Source organism: Paenibacillus sp. J31P13, assembly GCF_056269295.1.
This window is the reverse complement of record NZ_JBWDNR010000002.1, coordinates 311,239-330,734: the sequence shown is the minus strand read 5'-3', so window position 1 is coordinate 330,734 and position 19,496 is coordinate 311,239. Positions and strand designations below refer to the sequence as shown.

General features: G+C 44.5%; 21 protein-coding genes, 1 pseudogene and 1 riboswitch. Of the genes and pseudogenes, 1 reads left to right on the top strand and 21 read right to left on the bottom strand.

All coding sequences use genetic code 11. The annotated features are described in order from the left end of the window. Positions 1-399: 399 nt before the first annotated feature. The 21 genes and pseudogenes from ribE to AC0YOD_RS07570 form a co-directional block, all read right to left on the bottom strand. Complete coding sequence (gene ribE / locus AC0YOD_RS07670) at positions 400-1,059, bottom strand: riboflavin synthase (RefSeq protein ID WP_475798684.1); 660 nt, start codon at positions 1,057-1,059, stop codon at positions 400-402. Positions 1,060-1,172: 113 nt separating this feature from the next. Further along, a complete protein-coding gene (ribD, locus tag AC0YOD_RS07665; protein WP_475798683.1) occupies positions 1,173-2,276 on the bottom strand; it encodes a bifunctional diaminohydroxyphosphoribosylaminopyrimidine deaminase/5-amino-6-(5-phosphoribosylamino)uracil reductase RibD in 1,104 nt (367 codons plus the stop codon). A 221-nt stretch (positions 2,277-2,497) separates the two neighbouring features. After that, positions 2,498-2,704: riboswitch (FMN riboswitch) on the bottom strand. A gap of 33 nt (positions 2,705-2,737) precedes the next feature. Further along, on the bottom strand, positions 2,738-3,169 hold the full coding sequence (locus AC0YOD_RS07660; protein WP_475798682.1) for a peptidylprolyl isomerase: 432 nt from the start codon (positions 3,167-3,169) through the stop codon (positions 2,738-2,740). A gap of 53 nt (positions 3,170-3,222) precedes the next feature. Further along, entirely contained in the window at positions 3,223-4,554 is a 1,332-nt protein-coding gene (gene lysA, locus AC0YOD_RS07655; RefSeq protein ID WP_475798681.1) for a diaminopimelate decarboxylase, read from the bottom strand. Positions 4,555-4,693: 139 nt separating this feature from the next. Further along, positions 4,694-6,367 (bottom strand): spore germination protein, encoded by a 1,674-nt coding sequence (locus AC0YOD_RS07650; protein ID WP_475798680.1) that lies wholly within the window; start codon positions 6,365-6,367, stop codon positions 4,694-4,696. 25 nt (positions 6,368-6,392) lie between these two features. Continuing rightward, positions 6,393-6,821: a stage V sporulation protein AB gene (locus tag AC0YOD_RS07645; protein WP_475798679.1), complete on the bottom strand. Its 429-nt coding sequence runs from the start codon at positions 6,819-6,821 to the stop codon at positions 6,393-6,395. Next, a complete protein-coding gene (locus AC0YOD_RS07640) occupies positions 6,814-7,464 on the bottom strand; it encodes a stage V sporulation protein AA (RefSeq protein WP_475798678.1) in 651 nt (216 codons plus the stop codon). Before AC0YOD_RS07640 ends, AC0YOD_RS07645 begins: the two co-directional genes overlap by 8 nt. A gap of 115 nt (positions 7,465-7,579) precedes the next feature. Next, positions 7,580-8,335, bottom strand: coding sequence for an RNA polymerase sporulation sigma factor SigF (gene sigF, locus AC0YOD_RS07635; protein ID WP_475798677.1), 756 nt, complete (start codon positions 8,333-8,335; stop codon positions 7,580-7,582). A 19-nt stretch (positions 8,336-8,354) separates the two neighbouring features. Continuing rightward, entirely contained in the window at positions 8,355-8,801 is a 447-nt protein-coding gene (gene spoIIAB, locus AC0YOD_RS07630) for an anti-sigma F factor (RefSeq protein ID WP_475798676.1), read from the bottom strand. After that, complete coding sequence (gene spoIIAA, locus AC0YOD_RS07625) at positions 8,798-9,151, bottom strand: anti-sigma F factor antagonist (protein ID WP_475798675.1); 354 nt, start codon at positions 9,149-9,151, stop codon at positions 8,798-8,800. The genes spoIIAB and spoIIAA overlap by 4 nt, the downstream gene beginning before the upstream one ends. Before the next feature lie 143 nt (positions 9,152-9,294). After that, positions 9,295-10,497, bottom strand: a complete 1,203-nt coding sequence (locus AC0YOD_RS07620; RefSeq protein WP_475798674.1) for a D-alanyl-D-alanine carboxypeptidase family protein — start codon at positions 10,495-10,497, stop codon at positions 9,295-9,297. A 247-nt stretch (positions 10,498-10,744) separates the two neighbouring features. Next, positions 10,745-12,076 carry a pyrimidine-nucleoside phosphorylase gene (locus AC0YOD_RS07615; RefSeq protein ID WP_475798673.1) on the bottom strand — a complete coding sequence of 444 codons (1,332 nt, stop codon included), beginning with the start codon at positions 12,074-12,076 and terminating at the stop codon, positions 10,745-10,747. A gap of 36 nt (positions 12,077-12,112) precedes the next feature. Beyond that, positions 12,113-12,271 (bottom strand): aspartyl-phosphate phosphatase Spo0E family protein, encoded by a 159-nt coding sequence (locus AC0YOD_RS07610; protein WP_475798672.1) that lies wholly within the window; start codon positions 12,269-12,271, stop codon positions 12,113-12,115. A 110-nt stretch (positions 12,272-12,381) separates the two neighbouring features. Next, positions 12,382-13,215, bottom strand: coding sequence for a purine-nucleoside phosphorylase (locus tag AC0YOD_RS07605; RefSeq protein ID WP_475798671.1), 834 nt, complete (start codon positions 13,213-13,215; stop codon positions 12,382-12,384). Positions 13,216-13,355: 140 nt separating this feature from the next. Continuing rightward, positions 13,356-14,536 (bottom strand): annotated as a pseudogene (deoB, locus tag AC0YOD_RS07600) (phosphopentomutase). A 45-nt stretch (positions 14,537-14,581) separates the two neighbouring features. Continuing rightward, positions 14,582-15,472 (bottom strand): site-specific tyrosine recombinase XerD, encoded by an 891-nt coding sequence (gene xerD / locus AC0YOD_RS07595; RefSeq protein WP_475798670.1) that lies wholly within the window; start codon positions 15,470-15,472, stop codon positions 14,582-14,584. A gap of 117 nt (positions 15,473-15,589) precedes the next feature. Beyond that, a complete protein-coding gene (locus AC0YOD_RS07590; protein WP_475798669.1) occupies positions 15,590-15,823 on the bottom strand; it encodes a DUF4227 family protein in 234 nt (77 codons plus the stop codon). 79 nt (positions 15,824-15,902) lie between these two features. Beyond that, the gene (ald, locus tag AC0YOD_RS07585; RefSeq protein WP_475798668.1) at positions 15,903-17,045 is read right to left on the bottom strand and encodes an alanine dehydrogenase; all 1,143 of its coding nucleotides are present in this window, start codon (positions 17,043-17,045) and stop codon (positions 15,903-15,905) included. A gap of 247 nt (positions 17,046-17,292) precedes the next feature. Continuing rightward, positions 17,293-17,772 carry a ferric iron uptake transcriptional regulator gene (gene fur / locus AC0YOD_RS07580; RefSeq protein WP_475798667.1) on the bottom strand — a complete coding sequence of 160 codons (480 nt, stop codon included), beginning with the start codon at positions 17,770-17,772 and terminating at the stop codon, positions 17,293-17,295. Positions 17,773-17,863: 91 nt separating this feature from the next. After that, positions 17,864-18,529, bottom strand: coding sequence for a stage II sporulation protein M (spoIIM, locus tag AC0YOD_RS07575; RefSeq protein ID WP_475798666.1), 666 nt, complete (start codon positions 18,527-18,529; stop codon positions 17,864-17,866). A 96-nt stretch (positions 18,530-18,625) separates the two neighbouring features. Next, the gene (locus tag AC0YOD_RS07570; RefSeq protein ID WP_475798665.1) at positions 18,626-19,189 is read right to left on the bottom strand and encodes an NUDIX hydrolase; all 564 of its coding nucleotides are present in this window, start codon (positions 19,187-19,189) and stop codon (positions 18,626-18,628) included. Positions 19,190-19,285: 96 nt separating this feature from the next. Here AC0YOD_RS07570 and mciZ point away from each other — a divergent pair, with 96 nt between their 5' ends. Further along, positions 19,286-19,450 (top strand): Z-ring formation inhibitor MciZ, encoded by a 165-nt coding sequence (gene mciZ / locus AC0YOD_RS07565; RefSeq protein ID WP_475798664.1) that lies wholly within the window; start codon positions 19,286-19,288, stop codon positions 19,448-19,450. Positions 19,451-19,496: the final 46 nt, after the last annotated feature.

Sequence of the window (19,496 nt, the reverse complement as noted above, 5' to 3'; positions counted from 1 at the left end):
TGCTTATCGTTCTATCGGTGCTGTATTGTACGTTTGATGCTTATCGTGCTATTGGTGCTGTATTGGTGCTAGTGATACGATTGAGGCAAATTTATAACTTTTGGTCTACTACACACCAATCACTAACTTCACTTAACCTAACCTTTTGCTCATTTAGTTTCATAATTTGCACTTATAGATAGTTTGAAGATGAAATAGAACACTTTAGTGTCATATGTTGAAATTAAGTGGCGTGTTAGTAATCCGATAAGTGTGATTTTAAGGCTTTTACTTCAAATTATGACACTAATAACGCAAAACAACAGACAAGACTAGCATTAGTTTCAGAATTTGATGCTATCACTACGTCGCATGTTCTGCAGGAACAAGTGAAAGCAGCATTTGAAGATAATATTTAATTTATAAAAATCCATTTTCCATTAAAAATGAAGTAGTTAGTTTAGATTTAGAATCAACAGCTTCGGGTTGCTTGAAATGAAGCAGATGATCAACATATTTGCCTATGACATCACATTCGATATTGACCTTTTCACCCGCATGCTTGTGCTGAAGGGCAGTTTGACTTAGTGTGTGCGGAATGATGGATACAGTAAAATCATTTGTTGATGTGTCAACTACTGTGAGGCTTATCCCGTCAATCGTAATGGAACCTTTGGGAATGACATATCTCAGCATGCTCGGATCATTTATTTTTACCCGATAGACAACTGCGTTAGCATCTGTCTCGCGATTAATAATTTGCCCAGTCCCATCGATATGTCCTTGAACGATATGCCCACCGAAGCGAGCACCCGCTTGCATAGCGCGTTCTAAGTTCACGCGATCACCGGGACGAAGCTCGTGAAGACTTGATTTCCGATAGGTTTCCGGCATAACATCTGCTGCAAAGGAAGCTCGATCAAATGATGTTACAGTTAAGCAAACACCGTTAACCGATATGCTATCGCCGAGCATAACACCCTCTGTTACATGAGTTGCTCCAATAACGAGCCGCATCGCCTCACCTTGCTTGGTTATCCCTTTCATCTGTCCCATTTCTTCAACCAATCCAGTAAACATGGCTTCCTCCTAAAGGGTTTGCGAATGCAAACCCACTTCGTAAGCATAAGCTAAGGTTTGTCACTTCGTAAGCATAAGCTAGGGCTTGCGGTCGCAAACCCACCTCATAAACTCTATTTCTTATAAATAGGATAACCAGATACGCAGATATCAGCACCTGCCATTTCTACTTTTACGCGATCCAGTTCAATGGCATCTGCCATTTTCTCGATGCCGGCAAAGGTAAAGGTGCCTGGTGCATCTGCTCCACCAATTATTTTTGTTGCATAGTAGAGTATGATTTTATCGATGAGTCCCGCTTCCAGCATAGCTCCATTTAATTGACCGCCGCCTTCAAGCAAGATCGAGCCGATCTCAAGCTCTCCAAGCTTCTTCATCGCTTCGTGGAGATCAACCTTTGCACCTGCACCGCAAGCAATAACTTCGATGCCTGCGTCTTTCAAAGCAATGTGTTTATTGGAATCCGCTTGACTTGATGTCAGTACGATCGTCCGTATAGTACGATCGGTTACAACCCGCGCATCCAAAGGCAGTCGAAGTGAAGAATCAACAATGATACGGACTGGATCAATTGCAGGGACACTAGCCCGTGTATTTAACAATGGATCATCTGCCAAAACAGTTCCAATACCAACCATGATGGCATCATGCTGATGACGAAGGGTGTGCACCTGCTCGCGAGCTTCTGCTCCGGTAACCCAGCGGCTGTCACCAGTGTGTGACGCGATTTTGCCATCCAACGTGCTGGCTGTTTTTAAAGTGACGAATGGAAGCTTGGTCGTAATATATTTATTAAATTTTTCGTTCATTTGCTGTGATTTTTGTTCCAATACACCTACTGTTACATCGATACCCTCTTCACGCAGTCTAGCTATTCCTCTGCCAGAAACCTGCGGATTAGGGTCCTCGCTTGCCACGACTACTCTCGCTGCTTTCGCATCAATAATTCTTTCGCAACACGGCGGTGTTTTGCCAAAATGACTGCATGGCTCCAGTGTTACATATACGGTAGCACCTTCTGCTTCTTCACCAGCCATCGCCAAGGCGTGTACCTCAGCATGACCTGTTCCGCGCTTCAAGTGAGCTCCCATTCCGACAATGCGTCCATCTTTCACAACCACACAACCAACGACTGGATTGATATCGGTTTGGCCAGATGCTTTTGACGCCATGTCTAAGGCAAGCTGCATGTAATATTCATCGTTTAATATGTCCAAAAACAAAAACACCCCTATCGGCATGCTGACCGAAAGGGGTGATGAGAGAATGAATTTGAGAACTACGACAAAACCGATAAACGTAGTGGGCATTAATTGCCGTCCACTTAGACATCGTTGAAAAAACGATCTCGGTTCGTAAAATACGCTAAATAAACAAGCCTATTGTGTATGTGAAAATAAACACATACAAATAAGCATGAATAAATTAGCTGTCGAAGCTGCTCCTTCTCCCATCCAGACTGTACTGTCGGTCCCGGAGTTACACCAGGTCCACCGTTCCAAATGATTTCTATTAGCTCATGCCATAAGAAAAACATTTAGACCGGGTCACGGACTGACAAGAAATGCAAGGAAAATGGAATCCCATCCCCCTTGCACCACTTGATCACCGCCGGTTAGGAATTTCACCTACCCCGAAGGAAAGCTGCACTTACATATTTATAGTTAGTATCTTAACATTAAATCGTTTCTACTTCAACCTTTTCCATTTTGTCTCCGCCTTTGAAAGCATCAACAAACTCCATACCTTTTGTTACTTTACCAAAAACAGTATGTCCGCCATCCAAATGCGGTTGTGGAGCATAGCCAATGTAGAACTGGCTGCCGCCTGTGTTGCGACCAGCATGTGCCATAGCTAGAGAGCCGCGCTCATGCTTGTTAGGGTTGATTTCACAATCGATTTGGTAGCCAGGGCCGCCAGTACCTGTACCATTCGGGCAGCCGCCTTGAGCGACGAAGCCTGGAATAACACGGTGGAATGTTAGGCCGTTATAAAAACCTTCTGAAGCAAGCTTCTCAAAGTTTGCTACTGTGTTTGGCGCGTCTTGATCAAATAGATCGATTACGACTTCTCCGCCGTTTGCTAGTGTGATTTTTGCTTGTTTTGCCATTGCTGCATCTACCTTTCTTTTATCCGAATAAGACTACGTTACCAATATCGCCCTTATTTCGCAAGGGGAGATTTTTGAAGTCTTGCCGGAATTACGTCATTACATACGATATTTTCAAGCGATTCACGCTTAACTGCAAGGTCGGCTTGACCATCTTTAACAAAAACGACAGCCGGACGACGAATGCGGTTATAGTTGCTCGCCATTGCATAATTATAAGCACCTGTACAGAAAACAGCAAGTAAATCGCCATTTTTCGCCTTAGGCAATTCCAAATCCCAAATGAGCATATCTCCGCTCTCGCAGCATTTACCAGCAATGGATACCGTTTCTTCAATCGGATCATTGGCACGGTTTGCGAGTACTGCCTCATATTGTGATTGGTAAAGAGCTGGGCGAGGGTTGTCCGTCATACCACCGTCAACAGCAATATATTTGCGTACACCTGGGATATCTTTGCTTGTACCAACCGTATACAAAGTAGTACCGGCATCTCCAACCATACTGCGGCCTGGCTCAACCCAAATCTCTGGAAGCGGAAATTCTGCTTTCGTGAAGTTTGTAATAATTGCGCCCGTAATTGCAGCAACATACTCGCTAATTGGAAGTGGAGTATCGCCTTCAACGTAGCGAATACCAAAACCGCCGCCAAGGTTAATAACTTTGAACGTAAGACCAAGCTCGTTACGAACAGCTACTGCAAAGTCAGCAACTTTATCAACAGCCATACGGAAGCCTTCTACTTCAAAGATTTGTGAGCCAATATGGGAATGAACACCCAGAACAATCAGGTTAGTCAAAGTCATAGCTTCTTGAATGGCTTTCTTTGCAGCACCATTACCAAGATCAAAACCAAACTTGGAATCCGTTTGACCTGTTGAAATATAATCATGTGTATGTGCTTCAACGCCCGGAGTAATACGAAGAAGTATGTTTACTTTCTTGCCTTTCTCACCAGCAAGTGCATTCAAAAGCTGCAATTCCATAAAATTATCAACAACAAAACATCCGATGCCAGCATCAAGCGCCATGTTGATTTCATCTGGCGTTTTGTTGTTCCCATGGAAATGGATCCGTTCAACTGGGAATCCAGCTTGCATAGCTGTATATAGTTCACCGTCAGATACAACGTCCAACGATAGTCCCTCTTGTTCAGCAATCGCACACATCGCCATTACACTGAATGCTTTACTTGCATAAGCCACTTGAAACTTAAGTCCAGATGCTTTGAAAGCCTCAACATACTCGCTTGCGCGCTTACGTACAAGAGCCTCGTCCACAATATATAGCGGAGTGCCAAACTGATTAGCCAAATCAGCTACATCACAGCCTCCAATTTCTAAATGGCCATTCTTGTTTATTTCACTAGTTCCATGCAGGTACATATAATTTTCCCTCAGCTTTCTTCTAACTGTACACATATACAGATAGAATGGATAGAATTTGCATCAATAGCAACAGTATAACGCAATCTATCCTCTTGAGAAATGGATAAATCCACATTTCATTTGCATTTTTGTGAATCTAATCCGTTTGAGGCATTCTATCGCTCTGCTGCGGCTTCAAAATGGTCGGTCGAGACCGGTTATGGAGAACCGGTTTGCGAATTAACAATCCAACCACAGCGTTGAAGTCAAATGGAATAAGCGGCCAAAAATACGGACGATTGAAAGAACGCTCGCAAATAAGCAAAAGCAAGATTGCCGTCGTTGCCACGACAAATCCTGGAGGCCCAAATGCTGACACCGCAACGATGAGAACCAGCCTTACAATTCTGTTTGCTAACCCCAGCTCATAGCTTGGCGTAGCAAACATCCCGATAGCAGCTATAGCCATATACAAAATAACTTCATTGACAAAAACCCCCGTTTGAACGGCAATATCTCCAATCAATATGGCAGCAACGAGTGACATGGCTGTAGCAAGAGAGGTAGGCGTATGAACGGATGCCATTCGGAGTAAATCTACCCCAATCTCTGCCAGCAAAAACTGAACAACCAAAGGAAGCTTTCCCGTTTTTGTCGGTCCTAGAAATTCAAGCATAGGTGGCTTTAACTCTGGATGCATGACGAAGAGCAGCCATAGAGGAAGCATGAACAGCGAAGCAAAAATACCGATAAATCGAACCCAGCGCAAATACGTTCCGATAAACGGTGTTTGACGATTTTCCTCAGCATGCTGAACGAGATCAGTATACGTCGTCGGCATTGTCATAACGCTTGGCGAAGTATCTACGAATACTGCAATGCAGCCTTCTAGCAAATGAGCTGCAACTGTATCCGGCCTCTCGGAATAGCGCACTTGGGGGAATGGATTCCAGCCTCGCTTAACCGTAGCCTCCTCCAGTTGCTTATCCGCAAGCGGTAAGCCGTCAATCTTCACCATGCTGATCTTATCCCTTACTGATTTAAGCAGCTCTTTATCAACAATATCATCAATATAAGCGATACATACATCTGTTTGGGTACGGTCTCCTACTTGAATGATTTCGTATCTCAGCTGCGGATCACGCAGTCTTCTTCTTACAAGTGAAATGTTGACCATCAATGTTTCTACAAATCCATCACGGCTTCCTCGTACTACTTTTTCCAGAGAAGGCTCCTCGAGGCCGCGTGTTGGGAAATTTTTTGCATCAATTAACAGAACATTCTCTTCACCCTCAATAAATAACGCGGTGCCGCCCGCCAATACGTTCGTCAGCATTTTGTTCCAATCCTTCTCTGTCTCCACCTGCGCCGCAGGCACGTAAAGATCAAGGAAAGAATGAAGGGCATGTCCAGAAATTTGATCAGGCTGCAAGTATGTTAATCGCGTGAGAAGATCGGTCAGCAGCTTGCCGTCAACTAATCCATTCAAACAGAGCATTGCCGTCCGTTTATCACCAAAGGTCATCTCTCTTACGACAACGTCTAAGCTCTTCTTATATCCAATTTCATTCTCTAATCGCAATAAAATTTCTTCGATATCAGTTGGAATCTTTTCTGAATGCCCCTTACTGTCAGATTCAGAGGAATCCTCTTCCTTACTCCCGCTCGCACTTTTTCTCTTACTCTTAGACTTACGCTTCTGATATACGAACTTCGCTGCAGATCCCGATTCCTCCTGATCCTGTTGCTGCTGCTCATCCGACATACCTATAGAAGGAGGCGCGGCTTCTTTTCCATCTTCCTGTCCTTCTCCTGTTTGTTGATCCTTCATCCGTTTTCACCCCAATTAAATTGTTTCACCACTGATAAATGATCCAATCAAATAACGAACCGATTATTTTCCCAAAAACCATTGCCATAACGAGTGAAACCATATAGTTAGATAGATTCATTCTTTTCGCTAAAATCGGAAGAACATTCATGACTTCAGTCAATGCTGCTGCAAGCATGCCGACAAAGATACCATCGAGCAAACCTACGACACTCAGCAAAGCCTGAGAGGGCATGAACAAATTCCAATCCAAAAAATCAGCAAATGTCCAGAACAAGGAGCCGAATATGACTGCTGTCTCGAACCAAATAGACAGGCGATATGCATTCGCCATTTGAGCGAGTCTCGGAATCAAGTCCAGCACAATAAGCAGAGCGACTAGACCACTACCTACAGCAAGTCCCCCTGCTACTCCGATTAAGGCAACAAAAACATTAGCGAGCGCACTAACCATTCCGGTTGTCGCGCGTTTGATCGTAATCCGATTTTTTGCGCATCTCATCAGCAATAACATAAGCATTTACATTTTCTTGATACATATAGAGTTCTACCTCAAGCGGATTTGGCTCTTCATTGAATCGTTTGCGAAACAGATGGTTAAAGAAAAGCACCATACCGATTCCAATTCCAAAAGAGTAAGGGATTTGAAACCACAAGGGATGCTCAGTTTGTTTTCCGGTAATGATCTCAACAATCCGGATATGTACCTCCTTCATACTGACATCTGTGTGAAAATTCATAATAGCGAGCCCCGCTCCGAAAAATAACAGCAGCCACGATAGAATGAGTATGGAAATACGCGGTTTAACCGGCTTCTCCGCGATCATAACCAGCACTTGAGGGTCACCATATGCTTCAACCGTTAGAGCGGGCTCACGCTCGCGTATCGCTTTAACGATCTGCAACAAATCAATTACTACACGATTGCCATCCGCTTTTTTGTGCTCATAAAGAACAAGTCCCTTTAATTGCTGCTCCTGTTGATCATTTGCTCCAAGCATCCTGGCCGCCTGTCCTAAAGTTACGCGATGGTTCGGCTTAATATAGATTCTTTTTTTGAGTCGCAGATATAGGATTGATTGATCGGAGGTTCCCATCTGTCAGCTTCCCTTCTGCTTATGCTTTGGTGTATGTTTCCCTTTTAGTATGATAAAAGGACGCAAAGGATACTCATGCATTTGAAGGTAAAAAACGGAAAAAAACCAAACCGCCCTAAAGGGCAATTTGGTCTTTGATGGATTGCAATATTTTTTTCTCCAACCGCGATACCTGAACTTGTGAAATCCCCAGCCTGCTCGCTACTTCAGATTGCGTTTTATCACGATAATAGCGCAAGTATACAATGAGACGCTCGCGTTCACTTAATCCTTCAATTGCTTCTACAAGCGCAAGTTTATCAAACCATTTCTCCTGCGATTCATCGGCGATCTGGTCCATGAGCGTAATGGGATCGCCATCATTCTCGAACACAGTCTCGTGAATCGAAGTGGGAGGCTTATTCGCTTCTTGTGCGAAGACGACATCCTCCGGTGTGATACCAAGACGCTCGGCAACTTCGCTGATTGTAGGCAATCGACCTAATGTTTTCGAGAGCTCATCCTTCATTTTACGCACCTTGTTGGCTGTTTCTTTCAGCGATCTGCTTACTTTCAGCGTACCATCATCTCGCAAAAACCGTTGAATTTCTCCAATGATCATCGGGACTGCATACGTTGAAAATTTCACATCATATGACAAATCGAATTTGTCTACAGACTTAAGCAATCCGATACAGCCGATTTGAAATAGATCTTCCGGTTCATAACCCCGGTTAATGAATCGCTGTACGACAGACCAAACAAGTCTAATATTACAATGAACGAGAGTATCCCTTGCAAGCGTATCCCCTGATTGACTTAACGCTATGAGCCGCTTTACTTCCGCATCCTCTAAATAAGGCTGGGCCGTTTGTTTCAGATTGACATCCATGAGGTTCAACCCCTATGCGCTAATTGTAGAGCGCTTTTTTCGATTCGATTCGTTTCATCATGGATACACGGGTTCCGCCGTCTATCATGCTTGAAACCTCGAAACGGTCCATAAAATTTTCCATAATCGTAAAGCCCATCCCTGAACGCTCAAGCTCCGGCTTGGAAGTAAAGAGCGGCTGACGCGCAAGTTCCAGATCCTCTATTCCGAGGCCCGTATCTGACACTGCAATGGTGACAGAATCCCCTTCAATTGTTGCCTCAATCGTTACCTTGCAAGATGAATCACTCTCATAACCGTGTATAATCGCATTTGTAACGGCCTCAGAGACAGCTGTCTTCAAATCATTCAGCTCCTCCAGCGTCGGATCAAGCTGAGACACAAATGCAGCGACCGCAATTCGTGCGAAAGCTTCGTTTTCCGAGCGGGCGCTGAAGGAAAGCGTCATTTCATTCGATCCATTCATGACACCACCTCCAAACTGGAAATTGCGCTACGTTCATTTTCGTGAATCGTCAAAATTTTAAACAAACCCGAAAGCTCGAACAAGCGATGTACACTTGGATTGACGTCGCAGACGACCATTTTCCCGCCTTTGCTCTTCACTTGCTTATATCTGCCCAGAATTACGCCGAGACCGGAACTGTCCATGAATTGCAGTTCCTTTAAACTGAGAATGATATGGTCGCTATTACCGCGAAGGAGCGCTTCCTCCATCTTGTAACGCACCACATCAGCCGTATGATGATCTAGCTCGCCGCGAAGGCGGACGATCAACACATTGCGATATTGCTCCAGTTCTGCTTGCAGACTCATTAAGCTGTTCATCTCCTCTAGGTTTTTTTCCTGATGATAGAACTAGCAATTCTCCAAAATGAAGACCAATTCCTGCATGCCGACAAAACTAGAAGCATACCGCTATCAACTGACAAAATGCGTGCCTCCAAGGGGAGGGTATTTTAAGCAAATAAGCCTGAGAAAGACCGCTTAAGCAATTTCCACCAGCCTGCACGTTCAATGGAAAGCGGTGCATCCACATCAAATTCCTTGAGTACAGTGTTTCCTTGATACACAACAAGCTTGCCAATTGGCTGACCAATTTGGATAGGCGCTTTTAGCGGACCATCAATTTTAAGCTCATAACGAATATCCTTTGTACCGCTTCCTTTTTTGAGAAGTACGCTATAAGCATGCTTCGCAACTAGTGGCAGCACTGGCGCTGTACCCTTCTCAATTTGGAGGTTACCCATAGATTCGCCTTCTTTTATGATGGAATGGTTCATGTATTGTGAGAACGTATAATCAAACATTTGAGATACTTCGGCATTTCTTGTTTTCGTATCCGGTTCACCCATAACGACACCGATCACGCGCATATTATCACGCTTTGCCGTAGCAGAGAGACAATATTTCGCCTCGCTCGTAAACCCTGTTTTCAAACCGTCTGCTCCGCTATAGAAACGAACCAGCTTGTTCGTATTAACTAGCCAAAACGGCTTTTCAGACGATTTACGCAAATAATCCTGATAGAGTCCCGTATATTTCGTTACCTCGGAATGCTTTAGCAGCTCCCGCGACATAACGGCAATATCATGGGCTGATGTAAAATGATTCGCGACTGGCAAGCCGTTCGGATTTGCAAATTGCGTATCATTCATTCCTAGCTGCTGTGCTCGTTCATTCATCATGGCTACGAATTGCTGCTCCGTTCCTGCCAGCTTCTCTGCCATTGCTACAGAGGCATCATTGCCTGAAGCAAGTGCAATTCCTTTCAGCATATCGTCAACACTCATTTCCTCTCCCGGCTCTAAAAAGATTTGAGAGCCTCCCATTGAAGCGGCATATTCACTAGTTCGCACCATATCTGAGAGCTTTATTTTGCCATCATCAAGAGCTTCCATAATAAGGAGAAGCGTCATGACCTTCGTAATGCTTGCAGGTGGAAGTTTATCATGACTATTTTTTTCATAGATAATGGTTCCACTATCTGCATCCATTAGAATTGCAGAGCGAGCTGAAGGTGCTAGATTGACCGTTGGAGCTAGATTAGCAGGTGCAGGCGTCTTGCTTGGCGCTGGCTCTTCTGCTGCAAATACAGCCGCTGGAAGAGCAATCGCGAATGCAAGAATTAATATACAGAGCCTGAAAATACGATTTTTCAACAGAAACTCCTCCTAAATATGAATGATGGCTCTATTGCAGTCTATTAAACTGGATCACAAGCCATCATTTGAGTTGGTCATGCCATCTTCCATAACGGCACATAACGGTTATATATTCCTTTTTAGTGTTGACGTTAAAGAAGTAAATTATTCCAACAAATCAACAAATTGTTTTTTTGATGTGAATCAAACACAAAAAATCCGTCCCGATGATTCGGAACGGATCTATTTATTTTGATAAAGAGTATTAAATATAGCGAGTAATCCCTTGTGCCGTTACAACTGAGAGCAGTAATGCTCTTTTCTCTGGCTGATCCAAGCTAATCGTATAAGCTTGTCGAACACGCGCAATTACCTCATTGACTTTCTCATCATGCTCACGCACATGTAGAATCGCTAACGTATCTCCCGCATCAACAGATTGACCAACCTTCTTGCGAAGCGTGACACCAACAGCATAATCAATTGTTGCGTCCTTCGTTGCTCTGCCTGCTCCAAGAATCATGGCCGCCAGACCCAGCTGCTCCGCTTCAATTGCATTAACATAGCCCGCTTCCTCTGCCTTAACTTCCAATAGAATTGGCGCTTGAGGCAATCTTGCAGGATCGTCTACTATCGATGCATCTCCACCCTGCGCTGCAATAAAGGCTCTGAATTTAGCTAAAGCCGCTCCATTATTAAGTTGATTACGAAGAAGCTGTTTTGCCGATTCAAAGCTATCAGACTTGCCGCCCAAAACAACCATATGAGCGCCTAGTGTTAAGCAAAGCTCCGTTAGATCGTCTGGTCCATTGCCTTTTAATGTTTCTATGGATTCCTGCACCTCAAGGGCATTGCCAATTGCGAAGCCTAGAGGCTGATCCATATCGCTGATAACAGCTGCTGTATGCCTGCCTACTTCGGTTCCGATATCAACCATAGCTTTAGCCAGCTTCTCTGAATCCTCAAGCGTCTTCATAAAAGCGCCGCTGCCCGTCTTCACGTCCAGCACGATGGCATCTGCACCAGCAGCAATCTTCTTGCTCATGACCGAACTTGCAATAAGCGGGATAGACTCTACGGTAGCTGTTACATCGCGCAGCGCATAGAGCTTCTTATCCGCCGGAGCTAAATTCCCGCTCTGACCAATAACCGACAGTCCAATATCATTCACTTGTGTCATAAAACGTTCTCTAGACAGTTCCGTCCGAAAACCTTCTATAGACTCCAGCTTATCAATCGTTCCGCCTGTATGACCGAGACCGCGCCCCGACATTTTCGCGACAGGAATGCCAACAGAAGCGACAAGTGGTCCTATAATTAATGTGGTTTTATCGCCAACTCCGCCTGTACTATGCTTATCCACTTTTATACCGCTGATCGGACCAAGATCGACCTGGTCACCGGAATTCGCCATTGCCAGTGTAAGAGCTGCCGTTTCCTTTGGAGTCATTCCTCGAAAGAATACAGCCATTGCCCATGCTGAAAGCTGATAATCCGGAATATCACCGCGAGAATAACCGTCAATTAAAAAAGTTAATTCCGAAGGGGTCAGCTCGCCGCCATCTCTTTTCTTCTGAATGATATCTACCGACCGCATATACTCCTCCTTTACACCTAACCCTTTTTCCGCGCGCTACAAAGAACCACGCTTTCTTTGCACCTGAATAATAATCTCATCCAGTGATTGGCTGATTGAGATTACGTCAAGATGCTGAAGGCTTTCTTTTACTAGAGCAGTTTCTATCATCTTTTTACGCAACTGCTCCATTTGCGTCAGTATTTGCTTGTCCATAGTATTGTCCACTCCATCATTCTTTGATCATGGACATTATACGACGGAACCTAAAAAAAACACTGTCACAATGCGTCGACGCAATTATTACAATTGTGTTACAAAAATGTTTAAATAGCAGAGATTAAGGCGTGAACCAGCGCTAAAAATTGTGATTTTACGCGTTCAGTCGTTTCTATAACCTCAGCATGTGACAGCGGTTGATCCAAAATTCCCGCAGCCATGTTGGTAATACAAGAAATACCGACAACTTCGATACCCGAATGACGCGCCGCAATGACTTCGGCAACAGTCGACATTCCGACAGCATCAGCGCCTAGAATGCGAAGCATACGAATTTCTGCTGGCGTTTCATAAGTCGGTCCAAGCAGTCCTGCATAAACCCCTTCACGGAGCGTGAAACCTTGGCTTGCAGCGATATCACGAGCAATTGTACGCAGACGCTTGCTATATGCCTCCGACATGTCAGGGAAGCGTACGCCCAGCTTATCATCGTTTGGTCCGATTAGCGGATTTTTACCCGTTAGATTAATATGGTCTGAAATAAGCATCAGATTTCCAGATTCAAACTCCAAATCAATACCGCCAGCTGCATTCGTAACTAGCAGCGTTTTGACGCCAAGCGCCTTCATTACACGAACGGGAAACGCCGTTAGCTCAGGGCCATAGCCCTCGTACATGTGGAAACGTCCTCTCATCAAAATAACGGTTCTGCCTGACAATGTGCCGACTAGTAGTTCTCCTGCATGACCTTCCACTGTTGACACCGGAAAGTGTGGGATATCATGATATTGAATCGTTACTGGATTTTCGATATCATCACCAAGAACACCGAGCCCTGAGCCCATAATGAGCCCAATTTCCGGTTTTTGAGAAATAAGTTTTTCAATATAAGAAGCTGCTTCTTCGATATGTGCGGACGTTAGTCCAGTTGTTGTTGTCATAAAATAAACCCTCCCAAAGTTTTACGAAGTAAAACTGACTTCGTAAGCATGTGCTATTCGTTTTACGAAGTAAAACTGACTTCGTAAGCGTGTGCTATTCGTTTTACGAAGTGAAACTGACTTCGTAAGCAATTCTAACCCTATGATGTGACGAGGAGAGACAAGAAGCTCTCTCCATTGGATGGAGCTTTTACTCCGAAATTTTCTGCAATGGTTGCACCTAAATCTGAGAAGGTCGAACGAACAGCAAGCTCCGCTGGCTGTTTGAACGCCGGACTGAATAATAGAATAGGCACATATTCACGTGTATGATCAGTACCTGGATGAACAGGATCATTGCCATGATCGGCTGTAATGATAAGCAAGTCTCTCTCACCGATCTGCTGCTCAAGCTCTGGGAGCGCGCGATCAAATTCCTCAAGCGCCGCCGCATAGCCGATGGGATCACGACGATGACCATATAGGGAATCGAATTCAACCAAATTGGTGAACACGAGACCTTTGAAAGGCTGCTTAAGCTGTGCTATCGTAGCTTCTATCCCATCTCCATTGCTTTTGGTTGATCGTGATGACGTAATGCCTTCTCCGTCAAAAATGTCATTAATTTTGCCTATGGCAATAGAATCAAATCCACCAGACTTCAGCGCGTCCAATACGGTCGGCTCAGGAGGTTTAACAGCATAGTCATGACATTTGGCGTACGCTTAAAGCTGCCTGGCTTACCATTATAAGGCCTTGCAATGACACGCCCAACCGTAAAGCGTTCATCCATCGTAAGCTCTCTCGCGATCTGACAAGCGCGGTAAAGCTCATCAAGCGGAATAATGTCCTCATGGGCAGCAATTTGAAATACACTATCTGCAGATGTATATACAATCCACGAACCGGTTTCCATTTGCTCTGCGCCTAGTTCATCAAGAATCTCAGTGCCGCTAGCCGGCTTATTGCCAATCACTTTACGCCCAGTACGTTCCTCGAAGGGACCGATCAACTCAGGTGGAAAGCCTTCCGGAAATGTCTGAAATGGCACGGTTAATTCAAGGCCCATCAGCTCCCAATGCCCTGTCATCGTGTCCTTCCCCACTGATACCTCAGCCATCTTGCCATAATAAGCAGTTGGTTTCTGTGAGGAAGTCCAATCGCTTATTGGAGCAATAAGATCAAGACCCATTTTCCTTAAATTTGGAAGCTCAATATTAGGCACATGATCTACGATATGTCCAAGCGTATGCGCTCCTGTATCACCAAAGCTCTTTGCATCAGGCAGCTCGCCGATTCCAACACTATCCAATACAATAACTGCAATACGATCAAATTTCATATGTATGACTCCCTTCTATGCCTTATTCGATCTCCTGCCTGCTCTTTAAGCTCTCGGATGTGCACGGCTGTATGTATCCTTCATACGTGTCTTGGATACTTCCGTATACTTCATTGTAGTCGATACATCTGCATGCCCCAGCATTTCCTGAACTGCATATATATCTGCCCCATTTTCAAGCAAATGAGCTGCAACGGAATGTCTGAGCGTATGAGGCGTGATATCCTCCTGTATGCCAGCTTCCTTTGCATACTTCTTAATCGTCTTCCAAAAACCTTGTCTTGTCAAACGTGTACCCAAATGGTTCAAAAAAAGTGCGGATTCCGCATCTCTATGTGTTAGCAATGCATCTCTTCCATTTTGCAAATAATCGGTAATAGCTTCTGCAGCTAATTTTCCGAATGGAATAATTCTTTCCTTTAACCCCGTCCCGATACAGGTAACGAAGCCTAATTGCAAATGGATATGCTCCACATTGAGTGACACGAGCTCCGAAACACGAATGCCAGTTGCATATATCAGCTCAAGCATGGCTTTGTCTCGCTTGCCTGCTGAACTCATACTGCTAGGTGCTTCCAGAAGTGAAGTCGTAACCGCAACGCTCAAAATGCTAGGCGGCTTCTTCTCCTGCTTTGGCGCTTCCATAAATACTGCAGGATTTTGCACAATAACATCTTCCACAATCAAATAATGAAAAAAAGCGCGGACCGAAACAATATGACGTGATAGGGTCGCTGCTTTTCTGCCTTGCTCTTTCAAATGATGCATATACATGGATATATGGAACCGTTGTACACTCGTAATTTCCGTTAATCCTTTTTCTTCTAAATAGGAAATAAACCCAATTAAATCTCGTTCATAGGATGCTAAGGTATTTGCGGACAGTCTTCTTTCGACCTGTAGATACTGAATATAACGAATTAAATGAGCTTTCATCGGACTTCCTTTCGCTTTTGGCAGGGGACTGATTAGCTTTTTCTACAAAATAATTCAACATTCAACATGATAAATCCTGCTTGAAAGGACATTCTGCGCAAGTTGTTGCACAACCCGCTATTCGCCGTACCAATAAAACCAACGAAGTCGATCAGCTGCATTTTTGCTATCAGGTGATTCCGGATCATGCACAAATACTTTCAATGCGGCCCCTTTGGGCTCCCGGTATGGATGAATAGGAGAGATGGCATCAGAGATCCAGCGATACCCTCCTGTAACAGCTAACAATAATACCGTAAATAAGAGCACAAAGATGACGCGGCTCGTCCATTTTCGAATCGAAAAAACCATTCCCATCAGCCTCCTTATAATGCTGATACCTTCGTCCATCCGTATCACCATATGAGAAGGCCGATGCGAATATGCCCCATTACGGCTGCAATCGATCGTAAGGAGCAATATTTAAGCATTTTTCAATTGAGGTATACGGTAAATCAATAGCTAGAGCAACAGGCTCATAGGTTAATTTACCCGCATGTGTATTGACGCCTTTTTGGAGAGGAATGCTTTGTACAATAGCGTGGAGTCCACCATTTGCCAATTTTAAGGCATAGTCCATCGTTACGTTCGTAAGTGCAAATGTCGAGGTCCGAGGTACCGCGCCTGGTATATTAGCAACTGCATAATGCACAACACCGTGCTTGATATAAATGGGGTCTTTATGCGTTGTAGGCCGATCTACCGTGGCGATCGATCCACCTTGATCTACGGCTACATCGACGATAACTGCCCCTTTCTTCATACTCTGCACCATTTGCTCTGTCACTAAATGAGGAGCTCGCGCTCCTGGGATAAGAACCGCACCAATGAGTAAATCCGCTCGTGCAACTGCCTCAGCAATCTGGTAGGGACTAGACATAAGCGTCTGGATTCGTCCGCCAAATACATCATCTATATAGCGAATGCGATCAGCGCTTTTCTCCAAAATAACAACGCTCGCTCCCATTCCAAGCGCAATTTTGGCTGCATTAGTACCCACGATTCCGCCGCCAATAATGACAACTTCTGCTGGAGCGACGCCAGGGACACCACCTAATAGCATTCCTCTGCCTCCGTTAAACGCTTCAAGGAACTGAGCGCCTACCTGAACGGACATTCGTCCAGCTACCTCGCTCATCGGCGTAAGAAGCGGCAGACTCCCATTCGGAAGCTGAACCGTCTCATAGGCTATCGCTGTTACACCTTTATCGACTAACGCTTTCGTCAATTCAGGGGCAGCCGCTAGATGCAAATAGGTGAACAGGATCAACCCTTCGCGAAAATAATCAAATTCTTCAGCGAGCGGCTCTTTCACCTTCATAATCATCTCTGAGCGCGTCCATACTTCTGACGCCGTATTCAACAGCTGTGCGCCTTCTCGCTCGTAGTCGCTGTCTTCAAATCCACTGCCTGTTCCCGCTCCTGATTCTACTAACACCTGATGACCTGCTGTCGTTAATAAAGTTACACCTGCTGGAGTCAAGGCAACGCGATATTCACTTTGCTTGATTTCTTTTGGAACGCCAACAATCATGACCCATTCCTCCTTTAAATGCCAAATAACTTCACTTCAATTAGCATCTACTATGTTGTATGAACGAAGAGATTGAAATGATCGTCCTCCGCTGCTGTTTTAATATGAGATGGGCATCATTATGTATCGTTTGTTAGATTTCTTTCTTCCATACATGTGTACTGCTTAATGTTTTATGAAATTCTTTATATGCCGAGAAAAGGAAAAAACGGCTTCGCTGTCCAGACATGCTGGTCAGCAAAACCGTTTAGGTTTGATTTTCATTTGGATTAGGATTTGCAAGGTCATTCTTTGCCTTGCAACGATGGCATACACCTTGGAAATCAAGACGATGGTCAATGACAAAAAAGCCATATTCCTGCTCAAGCCGTTCTTCTAAAGGCAAAAGCCAGTCTTCTTTAATTTCATCCATCGTTCCGCATTGCACGCATATTAAATGATGATGATGATGCTTGTTGCTGTCCGTTCGCAGGTCGTAGCGGGCAACTCCGTCGCCAAAGTTTAACTTTTCGACAACATGCATTTCGCTGAGCAATTCTAATGTCCGATACACGGTTGCTAAGCCAATTTCCGGAGCCTTATCCTTAACCAGCATAAACACATCTTCAGCACTCAAGTGATCATCTTCATTCTCCAATAACACACGTACTGTTGCTTCGCGCTGCGGGGTTAATTTGTAGCCCTGCGACTGCAACTGTTGTTTGATCTTCTCAATCCGGGCTTCCATGATTTCCCCCCTACCACATGTCTGCGCCAATTTCAGTAAACGTTCCCTTCATTATAGGTGCTAACCTCTAATAAAGTCAAACATTTTGGTGTCAGATTGTGGCGTTAGCGGACGAGAGAAAGGGCGAAACCCAGCTGATCAACGCGGGAGAAACGTAAGCTTCAAATAGCGCTGCACCAGCAAAAAGAATGAGCATGAGCATAGCTGTGGAGGTTAATGAACCTAATTGCGGAACAAGCTCTCCTTTTTGTTGAAGTAGTCTATTTTTGACGACAAACATCGAGAATGATAAGGCTGCAACACTTGTTATAATCATCGCCGGTACTACTATAATATTTTGCGGGGCAATGGAAACAAGCGAGAAGAGCACACCCTTCCATGCATATTGGTTAATCAGCGTCCCTACTGAAAAGCCTACTAACGCCCCTTTCAAAAAATTGAGCGCCAGCACACCCGGGATACCAACAACCGTGATACCTAGCAGCCACAGCACAACCAGCCATTTGCCGTGGAACATGAACCGTTCCCAGAATGTCTGCGACTCCTCTGCTCCGATCCCCGCATTCATCATCCGCACGTACTGGTCCATGTCCTCCGCAAGCTTTTGCTGCTGCTCAAGAGTCAGAGCATGAACCATTAACGCGCCAAAAATAACGCCTACTACAAACAGTACGGAAACGAATACGTAAAGTGGTAATTGGTTTTTCATCGTAAGCACCAAGCCCTTCAAAGACTTTTCAGAGTCAACACCCAGCATTGCAAGAGGTTGTCTCTCTAGTCTATGAGGCTCCTTATCGTGCTATGACGAGGGATTAGTACTCAATTAGTTAATGTAAGCACGGTTGACTGGATCTTAGATTCGGCCTGTTAAAATATATAGTTTCCATGCATAAACAGCGAGGATCGTCTTCGCATCACTTATTCGACCTTCACTTATGTAAGCCTCAGCTTGCTCAATCGTGATTGCCTCAACTTTGAGATCTTCGTCCTCATCTGGATTTTGAACCCCTAGTTCGACTTTATCAGTGAAATAGACATAGAGCTTCTCATCGGCAAACCCTGGCGAAGTGAAAAAAGCACTCATGAGCTTCAAATCATCAGAGCGATAACCGGTCTCTTCCTCTAGCTCTCGCGCGGCGGCAGTCATTGGATCTTCACCGGGATCAAGCTTGCCAGCAGGTATTTCAATTTGAAACTTCTCAAGAGGCTTTCTGAACTGCTCTACCACGAGCAGCTTGCCATCCAATAATGCCATTACAGCTGCGGCTCCTGGGTGTCTTACAATTTCTCTCGTTGCCGTCCTGCCGTCTGACAATGATACCGTGTCTACCTGCAAGGTGATCATTTTCCCTTCAAAAATTGCTTCTGTCTTTATCGTTTCTTCACGCCATAAAGCAGTTGCTCCCTGTTCTTCCATAATAAATCCACTCCTTTATTTTCATAGGTATTATTCGCATAACTTGTCCTATCCCTGCATAACTATCATTATATCAAAACGACAGGGGCGGTTAATATGAAACAATATGTTTCTTTAAATCATTTACGGTTAGTTGGAAAAGGATGGGAAATTCGTCATCAGCTGCGCAAATTATCGGCATCCTCCTTATCAAAAAGTCCGTTGTCTGAATACACAGGCGTAATAAGTGTGCGCCGCGTTCAAAACGAAAAATTAAATTAAAAGGCTTTTGCCAATTTGGCATACAAAAACCCTCCGTCCTTGTTCA